Consider the following 12,978-nt stretch of genomic DNA (forward strand, 5'->3'; position numbering starts at 1 on the left):
CGCATCCGCGGGCTTGGCCGCCGCCGCAATGGCGCCACGATACCGGCCAACGAGTCACATCAAAGGTTGGCCGGTATTCTTGCCTTCGCCCCCTACTTTTTCTTGCCTTCGGCAAGGGGCAACGCGACATAGCGCAGGGCCTGCGGGTTCTCGACCCGAAGCAGCAGGAACTTCTGGCTGGCGGCCTTGGCAGCCTCGACCGCCTTGGCCAGGTCGCCCGGCGTGCGGACCGGCTTGTTGGCCGCCTCGATGATGACGTCGCCGGGCTTCATGCCCTTTTCCATCGCCGGGCCGTCCTTGACCTCGGTGACCACCACGCCCTTGACGTCCTCGTCCAGGCCGAAGCGCTCGCGCAGTTGCGGCGTCACCGCCGCCACCACTAGGCCGGTGCCGGCCACACTTTGACCCGCGGCCGGGGCCTGGCCCTTTTCCGGCCCCTTGGCCACTTCCTCGGGTTCCTCGGGCAGTTCGCCCACCACCACTTCGGCGGTGGTCCGCTTGCCGTCGCGCCACACCTCGACCGTCACCTTCTTGCCGATCGGCGTCTCGGCGACGATGCGCGGCAGCTTGCGCATCTCGGTGACCTCGCGGCCGTCGAACTTCAAGATGACGTCTTGCGGCTTGATGGTCGATTTCGAGGCCGGACCGCCGGCATTGAGGCTGGACACCAAGGCCCCCTTGGAATCGGGCAGGCCCAGCGATTCGGCCAGTTCCTGATCCAGCGACTGGATGCGCACGCCCAGCCAGCCGCGCCGGGTCTTGCCATGCTTCTTCAGATCCTCGACCACCGGCTTGGCCAGGCTGGACGGGATGGCGAAACCGATGCCGATCGAGCCGCCCGACGGCGAGAAGATGGCGGTGTTGATGCCGATCACCTCGCCGGCCAGATTGAACATCGGCCCACCCGAATTGCCGCGATTGATCGAGGCGTCGGTCTGCAGGAAATCGTCGTAGGGGCCGGCATTGATGTCGCGCGCACGCGCCGAGACGATGCCGGCGGTGACGGTGCCGCCCAGGCCGAACGGATTGCCGATCGCCACCACCCAGTCGCCGACGCGGGCGACATCGGAATTGCCGAACGGCACGGCGGTCAGCGCCTTCTTGCCGGGGTCGAACTTCAAGACCGCCAGGTCGGTCTTGCTGTCGCGGCCGACCAGGGTGGCCTTGTAGGCGGTGTCGTCATGCAGGGTGACGGTGATCTCGTCGGCGTCGGCGATGACGTGGGCGTTGGTCACCACGAAGCCGCTCGCATCGATGATGAAGCCCGACCCCAGCGAGGTCGCCCGCTTGGGCGAACTGTCGGGGCGCATCTGGCGCTCGAAGAATTCCTTGAAGAAATCCTCGAACGGCGAGCCGGGCGGGAATTGCGGCATCTCGGGGACGCGCTCGGGATTCTTGATGGTCTGGGTGGTCGAAATGTTGACCACCGCCGGCAGCAGCTTTTCCGCCAGATCGGCGAAGCCGGCCGGAGCCTCGCGGCCATGGGCGACGGAAACCTGCAGCAGCAGCGCGGTCGCCACCGCCAGACCGGCCAACCAGGCCAGCGGGCGGATATCGACGGATTGGGCTTTCACACGGGACCGATGGGACATGCTCGTATTAACCCTTACTCGAGATCACCCGGAAGCTTTGTCCGAAACTAAGGCACAATCAAGGCGGAAGAACGGATCAGCCAGGCGCCGGCCACCCCGGCGGTGGCCGCCACCAGGCCGAACACCCGCAGGAAGGTGGGCGGCAGCGACTGGGTCTGCCCCATCAGGCGCTGCATGCCGGCGGGAAAGAGGGCGTAGACCACGCCCTCGATCACCATCACCAGACACAACGCGGTCAGGAAGTCGGTCACCGATGGCTTGGTCCCTGGAAGTGACGGAAGAACTGGCTGTCGGGTGACAACACCATGGTCGTGCCCTCGCCCAGCGCCTTGCGATAGGCCTCGAGCGAGCGGTAGAAGTCGTAGAACCGGGCGTCACGGCCATAGGCATCGTTATAGATGCGCGAGGATTCGGTGTCGCCCTGGGCCCGCAGGAAGTTGGCCTGACGTGCCGCCTCGGCCAGGATCACCGTGCGCTCGCGGTCGGCGCGTGAGCGGATCTGCTGGCCCCATTCGTACCCTTGCGCCCGCAATTCCTTGGCCTGGCGTTCGCGTTCCGACTTCATGCGGTCATAGATCGACTGGCTGATTTCGTCGGGCAGGTCGGCGCGGCGGATGCGCACATCGACGATGGTGATGCCGTAGGGGGCGGCCCGTTCGGCCACTTCCTTCTGGATATCCTCCATGATCTTGGCGCGCTCGTCGGACAACAGGCTGGGCAGCATCACCTGACCCAGCACGCGGCGCAGCGCCGAGGTCACGACCTGGGACATCTGGCCCCGGGCGGTGGTCTCGTTGCGCAGGGCCTGATAGTACTTCAGCGGGTCGGCGATGCGGTAGCGGGTGAAGGTATCGACGACGATGCGCTTCTGGTCGTTCAAGGTGATCTCTTCCGCCGGCGGCTCCAGCGCCAGCAGGCGCAGGTCGTAGCGGACGACATCCTCGATGAACGGCAGCTTGAAGTGCAGGCCGGGCTCCTTGATGGTGGCGCGGTGTGCGCCCAGGCGCAGCACCAGCGCCTGTTCGGCCTGGGTGACGACGAACAGCGACGATCCGGCCAGGACGGCCAGCGCGCCGATGGCGACCAGGATGGCGGGCAGGGTGCGGTTCATCGGGCACCTCCGGCACCGGCTTGGGATTTCTTCAATTCAGGCAGGGCCATATAGGGGACCACGCCTTGCGCCCCCTTGGCCGACGGATCGATGATCACCTTGGGGGCACCCTTCATGATCTCTTCCATGGTTTCCAGGTACAGGCGGCGCTCGGTGACGTCCGAGGCCTGCTTCCAGGCGTTGTACAGCGCCAGGAAGCGTTTGACCTCGCCTTCGGCCTGATTGACCACCTGTTCCTTGTAGGCCTCGGCCTCCTGGACCAGCTTCTCGACCTCGCCGCGGGCGCGCGGGATGATGTCGTTGCGATAGGCTTCGGCCTCGTTGCGGGCGCGTTCCTGGTCGGCGCGGGCGCGCTGGACATCGTTGAAGGCGTCGATGACCGCGGCCGGCGGCTCGACCTTCTGCAACTGGACCTGGGTGACCAGGATGCCGGCGTCATAGGAATCCAGCAGGCGCTGCAACTCGATCTTGGCGGCGTCGGCGATGGGCTGGCGCTTGTCGGACAGGGCGGCCTGGATCGGGCTGCGGCCGATGACGTCGCGCATCGAGCTTTCGGCCGCGACCTTCACGGTGCCTTCGGCATCCCTGACGTTGAATAGGAACTTGCCGGCGTCCTTGATCTGCCAGAACACGGTGAAGTCGGCCTCGACGATGTTTTCGTCGCCGGTCAGCATGCGGCTTTCCTCAGGGACGTCGCGGGTCGCACCCTGGCGCTGCTCGAAGCGGGTATCGACCGCCGAGCGGAAGCCCAATTGCAGCTGGTTGATCTTGGTGACCTTGGGCAGCATCACCGTCTCGATCGGATAGGGCAGGTGGTAGCGCAGGCCGGGCTCGGTGGTATCGACCCACTTGCCGAAGCGCAACACCACGCCTTGTTCGTCGGGGTTGACGCGATAGATGCCGGTGGCCATCCACGCCGCCACGCCCAGGGCGGCCACGACCATCAGGCCGGTCCCACCCGAGAAACGGCCGGGCGGCACCGCCTTTTTCAGGCGTTCCTGGCCCTTGCGGATCATTTCCTCGAAATCGGGACCGGGCCGGCCGCCGCCGGGACCGCGTCCCCACGGACCGCCGCCGCCGCCGCCATTGCCGCCGCCATTGTTACCGCCACCGCCCCAGGGGCCACCCCCTTGATTCCAAGGCATACTTTTCCTCGCATTCGCTGTTTGGCCCTACCAGGCCTTATAGGCTACCCCAGGGACGGGCGCAACGCACGCCCCAGGTTGAAGCCCATATGGAGAAATCCGAAGCCTTTTCAAGCGGACTTCCCAAACCGCCGGGTCCCCCTTATATGAGAGTTCGCTGCAATTTCGCTTATCCCCTGGCAAAAAATGAGGACGTTCATGGCCGAAGTCACCGAGCAACAGGTCGTTGATGCATTGAAGACCATCGTCGACCCCGACAAGAAGGCCGACATCGTCAGCCTGGGGATGGTGTCCGGAGTGACGGTGAAGAACGGCCATGTCGCCTTCGCCATCGAGGTCGAACCCGAGCGCGGCGCCAAGCTGGAGCCGATGCGCAAGGACGCCGAGAAGGCGGTGCACGGCCTGGCCGGCGTGCTGACGGTGTCGGCGGTGCTGACCGCCGAGCGCAACGTCATGGGCGGCCCCAAGGGCGGGCATGGCCATGCGCATGGTCACGGCCAGCCGGGCGCCGAGGCGCCGCTGCTGCCGGGCGTCAAGTCGATCATCGCCATCGCCTCGGGCAAGGGTGGCGTCGGCAAGTCCACCACCTCGACCAACCTGGCCATGGCGCTGGCGCAACTGGGCCTGAAGGTCGGCCTGTTCGACGCCGATATCTACGGCCCCTCGATGCCGCGCATGCTGGGCATTTCCGGCGACCCGGTCAGCCCCGACGGCCAGACCCTGCTGCCGATGGAAAATTACGGCGTCAAGTGCATGTCGATCGGCTTCCTGGTGCCGGAAGACAGCCCGATCATCTGGCGCGGCCCGATGGTGATGGGCGCGCTGCAGCAGTTGCTGCGCGACGTGCGCTGGGGCGAACTGGACGTCATGGTCATCGACATGCCGCCGGGCACCGGCGACACCCAGCTGACCATCAGCCAGACCCTGCCGCTGACCGGCGCGGTGATCGTCTCGACGCCGCAGGACATCGCCCTGCTGGACGCCCGCAAGGGGCTCAACATGTTCCGCAAGGTCGATGTGCCGGTGCTGGGCGTGATCGAGAACATGTCCTATTACGTCTGCCCCAAATGCGGCGACGAGGCCCACATCTTCGGCCATGGCGGCGCCCGGGCGGAAGCGGCCCGGCTGTCGTGCGACTTCCTGGGCGAGGTGCCGCTGGACATCGCCATCCGCGAGACCGCCGACCGCGGCGAGCCGATCGTGGTGTCGAAGCCGTCTTCGCCGCACGCCAAGGCCTATCGCGACATCGCCAAGGCGATCTGGGACAAGGTCCAACTGATCCAGGGCGGGGCCAAGAAGGGACCGAAGATCAGCTTCGAGTAGGAAAGACAGAGGCAGGAAGGCTGGCATGTTCGGCCTTCCTGCTCTATATTGGGTTTGCCGGGTTCGCCCGGCTATGGCGCTAAACGCTATGTGGAATAGGCTTTGCGGACCCGGGGGCGGTACCCGGCGCCTCCACCATCAACCGGTTCCGGCCGGCGCATGGGGGCGAAACAGGATCGACGCGGGCAGTAAAGACATGGTTTGTGCTCGGCATGATACCACCGTTATCGGGTCAATCCTCACAAGTGCCAACGACAACGTTGCTCTTGCCGCTGCGGCCTAGCCCGTAAGCGCGGTTCGGGGGGGCACCGGGCAACAGAAGCCCCCCCACTTCGCCGGCAGACCCGGCGGCCATTTCAAGGGGACGTGATTTGGATATGTCGGATGATTTCCTGCGATACGACAAGATGGTCGAGGACGCCCTGCGCGGCGTCGTACGCGACGCCCTGTCGGTAACGGCCCGCGACGGCCTGTTCGGCGACCACCATTTCTACATCACCTTCCGCACCCGATTCCCCGGGGTGCAGATCAGCCCGGCCCTGATGGCCCGCCACCCCGACGAGATGACCATCGTCCTGCAGCACCAATTCTGGGGCCTGGACGTCGCGCAAGACCAGTTCGAGGTGACGCTGTCCTTCTCGGGCGTATCGGAACGGCTACGCGTGCCGTTGGCGGCGGTGACCGGCTTCGCCGACCCGTCGGCCAAGTTCGGCCTGCAATTCCAGGTCGATGCCGAGTTGGAGGCCGCCACCCCGGCCGAGCCCGCCCCCGTCAAGCCCCAAGATCCCGCCAAGACCGAGGACAATCCCGGCAACGGCGACGGCAAGGTCATCGCGCTGGACGCCTTCCGCAAGAAGTAACCGGTGCGCCTGTCCCCTTGACGGGTCGCCGAAAAAGGTGTTTGACCTTCGCCGGACGCCTACCCGTCGCGGGTGGGCTGAACCTGCCCTGACCTCTCTGGCCCAAGGACGCGAAGCCCATGTCCGATTTCGTCCATCACGAGCTGTTCCCGCTTCAGCACGACGACACGCCGTATCGCAAGATCACCGCTGACGGCGTCGGCACGGCTTCCCTGAACGGCAAGACCATCGTCACCGTCGCCCCCGAGGCCATCACCCGCCTGACCTACGAGGCGTTCCACGACACCTCGCACCTGTTGCGCCCCGGTCACCTGCAGCAGCTGAAGAACATCCTGGAAGACAAGGATGCCAGCGCCAACGACCGGTTCGTCGCCTATGACCTTTTGAAGAACGCCTGCATCGCCGCCGGCGGCAAGCTGCCGATGTGCCAAGATACCGGCACCGCCATCGTCATGGGCAAGAAGGGCCAGCAGGTCTTTTCCACCGGCAATGACGAAGCCGCCATCTCGGAAGGCGTGCAGAAGGCCTATACCGACCTGAACCTGCGCTATTCGCAAAGCGCTCCGTTGGACATGTACGAAGAGGTCAATACCGGCACCAACCTGCCGGCCCAGATCGACCTGTTCGCCACCGAGGGCGATGCCTACAAGTTCATGTTCATGGCCAAGGGCGGCGGCTCGGCCAACAAGACCTTCCTGTACCAGCAGACCAAGGCGTTGCTGAACCCGACCAGCCTGTTGAAGTTCCTGGACGAGCAGATCCGCACGCTGGGCACCTCGGCCTGCCCGCCCTATCACCTGGCCATCGTCATCGGCGGCCTGTCGGCGGAAATGACGTTGAAGACCGTCAAGCTGGCCAGTGCCCGCTATCTCGACAGCCTGCCCGAGAAGGGCAACAAGGCCGGCCAGGCCTTCCGCGACCGCGAGCTGGAACAGGTGGTCCTGAAGATGACCCAGGACATGGGCATCGGCGCCCAGTTCGGCGGCAAGTATTTCTGCCACGACGTCCGCGTCATCCGCCTGCCCCGCCACGGCGCCTCGTGCCCGGTGGCGATTGGCGTGTCGTGCTCGGCCGACCGGCAGATTCTCGGCAAGATCACCAAGGACGGCGTTTATGTCGAGGCGCTGGAGAAGGATCCGGCCAAGTACCTGCCCGACATCGACCCGGCCAAGCTGTCGGGCGAGGTGGTCAAGATCGACCTGAACCGGCCGATGGACGAGATCCGCAAGACCTTGTCGCAATATCCCGTGAAGACCCGGGTGTCGCTGTCGGGTCCGATGATCGTCGCCCGCGACATCGCCCACGCCAAGCTGAAGGAACGCCTGGACAAGGGCGAGGGCCTGCCGGATTACTTCAAGCAGCTGGGCGTCTATTACGCCGGCCCGGCCAAGACCCCGGAAGGCATGCCATCGGGCTCGTTCGGCCCGACCACCGCCGGGCGCATGGATTCGTATGTCGAGCAGTTCCAGGCCGCCGGCGGCTCGATGCTGATGATCGCCAAGGGCAACCGCTCGAAGGCGGTGACCGAGGCCTGCAAGAAGCATGGCGGCTTCTATCTGGGGTCCATCGGCGGCGCCGCCGCCCGTCTGGCCCAGGATTGCATCAAGAAGGTCGAGGTCATCGAGTACCCCGAACTGGGCATGGAAGCCATCTGGCGCATCGAAGTGGTCGATTTCCCGGCCTTCATCGTCGTCGATGACAAGGGCAACGACTTCTTCGCCGAATTCGCGCACTGATTTGCCCCTCAGGGCAAATCAGCTCTTGCCTTTGGCACGCCCGATCCCGGGCGGCTCAGACGCCGCTCGGGCTTCGCACGCCCTCAATACCTGACCGACGTCAGATACAGCCCCTCGGGCGGCGCGGTCGGGCCGGCGGCGGCGCGTGAGCAGGCCTTAAGGGCCACACGGACATCGTCGGGCGACCATTTGCCCTCGCCCACCAGCTTCAAGGTGCCGACCATGTTGCGGACCTGATGGTGCAGGAACGAACGGGCGCCTGCGTGAATCTCGATCATTTCGCCGCAGCGGCGCACGTCCAGCACATCCAGATGCTTGACCGGGCTGGCGGCCTGGCAGGCGGCTGCGCGAAAGCTGGTGAAATCGTGGCAGCCCAGCAGATGGTTGGCGCCTTCCTGCATCCGCTCGACATCCAGCCCGACCGCCACCCACCACACCCGGTTCTTGTCCAGCACCGACGGCGCCCGGCGATTGAGGATGCGGTAGACATAGGCCCGGCCCACCGCCGAGAAGCGGGCGTGGAAATCGTCGGACACCAATTCGGCCCGCAGCACCGCCACCGGATGGGGCTTGGCGTGGAAGTTGGCGGCGTCGCGCACGGCGTCGGCCGAATATTCGCGCGGCAGATCGACATGGGCGACCTGACCGCAGGCATGGACGCCGGCATCGGTGCGGCCGGCACATTGCACCATCACCGGCTGGCCGCACAATTTGGCCAAGGCCTGTTCCAGCACGCCCTGCACGCTGTCGCCGTTCGGTTGCCGCTGCCAGCCGACGAAGGGCGTTCCGTCATATTCGACCAGCAGGCGGTAGCGGGGCATGGTCAGGCCAGCCGGGTGCCGGCCGGCAGCGCGAAGCCGCGCAGCAGATCGGCCGTCGCCATCGGCCCCTTGCCCGGCCGCTGGGCCTTGAGGATGCGCAAGCCCCCCTGGCCGCAGGCCACCGTCAGCTGGTCGTCCAACACCGTGCCGGGTGGGCCGGATGCATCGGCCAGGCAGGCTTCCAGCACCTTCAGGCGCTCGCCGGCCGCCTCGCACCACACGCCGGGCCACGGCGTGAAGGCGCGGACCAAGCGGTCCAGCTCGGCCGCCGGGCGGGCCCAGTCCAGCTTCCCTTCGTCCTTGGCCAGCTTGCGGGCATAGGTTACCCCGTCCTCGGGCTGCGGCACCGGAACCAACTGATCCAGCCGGGCCAGGGCATCGACCATCAGCCGCGCCCCCATGGCCGACAATTGGTCGTGCAGGCCTTGCGCCCCGGTGGCGGCGGTGATCGGCAGCCGGTCCACCAGCAGCATGGCGCCGGTATCCAGCCCCTGATCCATCTGCATGATGGTCACGCCGGTTTCGCTGTCGCCGGCCTCGATGGCCCGCTGGATCGGCGCCGCACCGCGCCAGCGCGGCAGCAGCGAGGCATGGACGTTCAGACAGCCGCGCTTCGGCGCGGCCAGGATGGACAGCGGCAGGATCAGGCCATAGGCCGCCACCACCGCCACATCCAGATCAAGGTCGCGAAAGGCCTGCTGCTCTTCTTCGGACTTCAGGCTTTTCGGCGTGCGCACCATGATGCCGTGGCGCTGGGCGAAGGCGTGCACCGGGGTCGGTTGTTCCTTGTGGCCGCGACCGGCCGGGCGCGGCGGCTGGGAATAGACCGCCGCCACCTGATGGCCGGCATCGATCAGCGCGGCCAGGATCGGCACCGAGAAATCGGGCGTGCCCATGAAGGCCAGGCGCATCGGGCTCACCGGGCGTCCTTTTTTGTCTTCAGCAGCTTGCGCAGGATCATGTTGCGCTTCAGGGCCGACATGTGGTCGATGAACAAGATGCCGTCCAGATGGTCCATCTCGTGCTGCAGCACCGTGGCCAGCAGGCCGTCGGCCTCGATCTCGTGGCTTTGGTTGTCGGTGCCCAGATAGCGCACCTTGACGGCGCGCGGGCGGGTGACGTTGCCGTAATGGGCCGGCACCGACAGGCAGCCTTCCTCGTAGGTATTGTCGTCGTCGGACACCCAGACGATTTCCGGGTTGGCCATGCGAAGCGGCGCGCGGTCGGCCTCGTCCTTGGCGATATCGACGACGATGATGCGCGACAGTACGCCGACCTGCGGCGCCGCCAAGCCGATGCCCGGGGCTTCGTACATGGTGTCCAGCATGTCGTCCATCAGCCGGAGCGTCTTGTCGTCGATCCGCTCGACCGGGGCGGATTTCTTGATCAGGCGGGGATCGGGGGCGGTCAGGATTTCCAAAAGGGCCATGGGACGCTTTCAACGCACGAGAATTCTGCCCTGGTGAGATATGGAAGCCGAAAGCATCGGTCAAGCTATCCTTTGACCCGCGCGCGGATCGCAAGCTTGGCTTCGCCCTTGGCCGGCACCTCGATGACCCAACTGGCGGTGAAGGCATCGTCCTTGGTGTGAGGGGCACTTTCCGACAGAACCAGCCATTCCGGCCCGAAGGATTCGCGCACGATGACGCGGGCCGGGCGCTCGCCGCCATTGGCCAGGCGCACCTCGATGGCCGATTCGCTGATTTCGGCGGAAACCTTCTGGAAATCGGTCTGCACCCGCCTGGCGGTGACGTCGAAGGCGCGGCCCAGGCTGACCTGGGCGGCTGCCCCGGCCGGGACCGGCCCCAGCCGATCCTCGCCCACCAGATTGGCCTGACCGTCGCGGCCGCGTTGGTAGACCCGAAGAGTGCCGGCCGGCAAGGGCTGGCCGGTCGTATTACGCAGCGAGATGTGCGCCTGCGGGTGCAGCACCCCGCGATCGGACCAGCGGCCGCGCCAGGCGTGGTGGGGGGCACCGTCCAGCAGCAGTCTGCGCTCGACCGCCAGGCTGGCCGGAGCCATCAGGGCGACCTGGCGGCGCTCGCCGGCGGCCAGGGTGACCGGCTGGGCGATGGTGTAAAGGTGGTGCGGCCCCAGTTCCTCCCGCGCGGGCATGGCCTCGGCCGTCGCCATCAGGGTCTTGGCCGCCCGCATCGGCAGCGAAGGCGCCCCCTGGCGCGACAATTCCCCCGCGACCAATTGCAGGTGGGCGTTGGTGAATTCGGTGCCGCCATGATTGCCGATGGTGGCCCAACTGGTCAGCGTCAGCCGGTCGCCGGCGGGCGCCAGTTCGGCGGTGTAATCGGCGGTCCAGTCCAGGCCGCCGGCCAGGTAATCCAGCTCGACCTCGCGCTTGCCGGCACTGTCGGAACTGACCGTCGCCACGAAGGACGGAGCGACGCGCAGGGATTCCGGCAGGGCATCGTACAGCACCCGCTCGGGCTGGCCTGCGACCACCCGGCCGTTGATGCGAAACACCGGGACGCCGTCGGCGGCCAGCACGTTGGCGCGCTCTTCGCGCCCCTCTCGCCATACCACGGTGACCTCGGACCCGATGGCGCCGGCCAGCAGGCGCCCCGCGTCAATGCCGCCCACGGCGAAAGCCTGCTCGCGCGTCTGCACACCCGCCCCCGACAACCAGGCGGTGCCGTCCTGCGCCTGGGGGCTGGTGCCCTCGAACACCAACACCTGGCTGCCCTTGTCCAGGGTGACGGTGCGGCGATCGCGCACCAGGGCCTGACCGGCTTGGGTGATGGTCAGGGACAAGGCGGCACGGTCGGCTTGGGTGATGATGGTGTCGGCCGCCGCCAGCGGCGGCAGCAAGGCGGTGGTCATCAGCAGGGCGAGGATTCGACGCATGGGCAACTCCGGTTTCGTCCATTCCTATGCTATGAAAGCGGCGAGACGATGGCAAAAACGGGGGCCGATGGTGGAGATGGCATGGATGGTGGCGGCGGGCCTTGGTCTGGCCGCCCTGGTGGTGGCGGTGCTGGCGCTGCTGCGCGGCCGAGGCGACACCACCGGGGCCGCCATTGAAGCCATGGCGGCGGCCCAGGCCCAGCTGACCGGCCGGCTGGCGCAACTGGCCGAAAGCCAGGCCGCCGCCCAAAGCCAACTGGCCGACCGGCTGCAGGGCCAGGAACGCAGCCTGGCCAAGACCGTCGAGGAACGCCTGGCCGAAATGGCCAAGCGCCTGGATGACGGCGTCCAGCAGGCGTCGCACCGCCAGGCGACCTCGCTGCACGAGCTGCGCGAGCGCCTGGCCGTCATCGACGCCGCCCAGAAGAACATCACCGAATTGTCGGCCCAGGTGGTCAGCCTGCAGGACATCTTGTCCAACAAGCAGGCGCGCGGCGCCTTTGGCGAGATTCAGCTGAACGACATCGTCACCGCCATGCTGCCGCCGTCGGCCTATCGCTTCCAGGCGGCCCTGGGCGACGGCCGGCGCGTCGATTGCCTGCTCGACCTGCCCAATCCCCCCGGCTCGATCGCGATCGACGCCAAGTTCCCGCTGGAAAGCTTCCACCTGTTGCGCAACGCCAAGGACGACGCCGAACGCACCCTGGCCGGCCGCGCCTTTGCCACCGCCATCTTGAAGCATGTCAGGGACATCGCCGAGAAGTACATCGTCCCCGGCCAGACCGCCGAATCGGCGCTGATGTTCCTGCCGTCGGAAGCGATCTACGCCGAATTGCACGCCAACTTCCCCGACGTGGTGGAAAAAAGCTTCCGCGCCAAGGTGTGGATCGTCTCGCCCACCACCTTGATGGCGACGCTGAATACCGTGCGCGCGGTCTTGAAGGACGCCCGCATGCGCGAGCAGGCCGGCCTGATCCAGAAAGAAGTGCGGATGCTGCTGGACGATATCGGCCGCCTGGACGACCGCGTCGCCGCCTTGGACAAGCATTTCGGCCAGGCGTCGGAAGATATCCGCCAGATTCGCATTTCCACCGAAAAGGTGGCCAAGCGGGCCGACCGCATCGAGACGGTGCAATTGGGCGAGGATGCCGACGGCCCCGCCGCCGAAGTGGCTCCGCCGGCGCCGAAGCTGCTGGATTCCTGAGAAAAAAAGTGGCGGGACCGGAGAACCGATCCCGCCATCTCAGGGAGACAAAGCAGTAACGGTATTTAGGTACGACAATACCGATTTAGATGCAAGGCTTTTTTCATCGCGCTGGGCAAGAAGCTTTCAAAAGCTAGCCGGGAAAGCCTTGATCCGAGGTCGCTTCCCACAACCGTCATGGCCGGGCTTGACCCACTGCTGTCCGGTTTAATTTAGTGGACTGAGTGCACGGCGTTGATTCTACTCGTGTTCAGACGTTTGGCGCGTCTCCTGGACACGAATTGGAGCAACACCGTGCGGCATCAGAATAGCGTTTTTCATGACTTG

At 66.2% G+C, this 12,978-nt stretch carries 12 protein-coding genes and 1 other RNA gene; 5 read left to right on the forward strand and 8 right to left on the reverse strand.

Annotated features, from left to right (window positions below; all coding sequences use genetic code 11):
* Nucleotides 1–92: 92 nt before the first annotated feature.
* The 4 genes from A6A05_RS17310 to hflK are packed head-to-tail and all read right to left on the reverse strand — an operon-like array spanning nt 93 to nt 3,848.
* Nucleotides 93–1,592, reverse strand: a complete 1,500-nt coding sequence (locus A6A05_RS17310) for a DegQ family serine endoprotease (protein WP_068504004.1) — start codon at nt 1,590–1,592, stop codon at nt 93–95.
* Nucleotides 1,593–1,639: 47 nt separating this feature from the next.
* Nucleotides 1,640–1,843 carry a DUF2065 domain-containing protein gene (locus A6A05_RS17315; RefSeq protein WP_068504006.1) on the reverse strand — a complete coding sequence of 68 codons (204 nt, stop codon included), beginning with the start codon at nt 1,841–1,843 and terminating at the stop codon, nt 1,640–1,642.
* Nucleotides 1,840–2,703, reverse strand: a complete 864-nt coding sequence (hflC, locus tag A6A05_RS17320; protein WP_068504009.1) for a protease modulator HflC — start codon at nt 2,701–2,703, stop codon at nt 1,840–1,842. Before hflC ends, A6A05_RS17315 begins: the two co-directional genes overlap by 4 nt.
* On the reverse strand, nt 2,700–3,848 hold the full coding sequence (gene hflK / locus A6A05_RS17325; protein ID WP_068504010.1) for an FtsH protease activity modulator HflK: 1,149 nt from the start codon (nt 3,846–3,848) through the stop codon (nt 2,700–2,702). The genes hflC and hflK overlap by 4 nt, the downstream gene beginning before the upstream one ends.
* A 198-nt stretch (nt 3,849–4,046) precedes the next feature.
* Between hflK and apbC the strand changes: the two genes are divergently transcribed.
* The 4 genes from apbC to A6A05_RS17345 all read left to right on the forward strand — a co-directional run bounded on the left by apbC (nt 4,047) and on the right by A6A05_RS17345 (nt 7,767).
* A complete protein-coding gene (gene apbC / locus A6A05_RS17330) occupies nt 4,047–5,171 on the forward strand; it encodes an iron-sulfur cluster carrier protein ApbC (RefSeq protein WP_068504012.1) in 1,125 nt (374 codons plus the stop codon).
* Between the two features lie 17 nt (nt 5,172–5,188).
* Nucleotides 5,189–5,503, forward strand: a transfer-messenger RNA (tmRNA) gene (gene ssrA, locus A6A05_RS17335).
* Between the two features lie 45 nt (nt 5,504–5,548).
* Nucleotides 5,549–6,031: an SspB family protein gene (locus A6A05_RS17340; protein ID WP_068504013.1), complete on the forward strand. Its 483-nt coding sequence runs from the start codon at nt 5,549–5,551 to the stop codon at nt 6,029–6,031.
* Nucleotides 6,032–6,150: 119 nt separating this feature from the next.
* Nucleotides 6,151–7,767: a fumarate hydratase gene (locus A6A05_RS17345; protein WP_068504015.1), complete on the forward strand. Its 1,617-nt coding sequence runs from the start codon at nt 6,151–6,153 to the stop codon at nt 7,765–7,767.
* Between the two features lie 83 nt (nt 7,768–7,850).
* On the opposite strand, the gene truA is transcribed toward A6A05_RS17345, so the two are convergent.
* From truA to A6A05_RS17365, 4 genes are all read right to left on the reverse strand, one after another.
* Nucleotides 7,851–8,588, reverse strand: a complete 738-nt coding sequence (truA, locus tag A6A05_RS17350; RefSeq protein WP_068504018.1) for a tRNA pseudouridine(38-40) synthase TruA — start codon at nt 8,586–8,588, stop codon at nt 7,851–7,853.
* 2 nt (nt 8,589–8,590) lie between these two features.
* A complete protein-coding gene (fmt, locus tag A6A05_RS17355) occupies nt 8,591–9,499 on the reverse strand; it encodes a methionyl-tRNA formyltransferase (RefSeq protein ID WP_172822307.1) in 909 nt (302 codons plus the stop codon).
* Between the two features lie 5 nt (nt 9,500–9,504).
* Entirely contained in the window at nt 9,505–10,017 is a 513-nt protein-coding gene (def, locus tag A6A05_RS17360) for a peptide deformylase (RefSeq protein WP_068504022.1), read from the reverse strand.
* Between the two features lie 65 nt (nt 10,018–10,082).
* Complete coding sequence (locus tag A6A05_RS17365; RefSeq protein WP_068504024.1) at nt 10,083–11,447, reverse strand: DUF4139 domain-containing protein; 1,365 nt, start codon at nt 11,445–11,447, stop codon at nt 10,083–10,085.
* Between the two features lie 67 nt (nt 11,448–11,514).
* On the opposite strand from A6A05_RS17365, the gene A6A05_RS17370 reads away from it, so the two are divergent.
* Nucleotides 11,515–12,651 carry a DNA recombination protein RmuC gene (locus tag A6A05_RS17370; RefSeq protein WP_068504027.1) on the forward strand — a complete coding sequence of 379 codons (1,137 nt, stop codon included), beginning with the start codon at nt 11,515–11,517 and terminating at the stop codon, nt 12,649–12,651.
* Nucleotides 12,652–12,978: the final 327 nt, after the last annotated feature.

Origin of the sequence: Magnetospirillum moscoviense (assembly GCF_001650635.1) — a bacterium.
GTDB classification, from domain to species: domain Bacteria; phylum Pseudomonadota; class Alphaproteobacteria; order Rhodospirillales; family Magnetospirillaceae; genus Magnetospirillum; species Magnetospirillum moscoviense.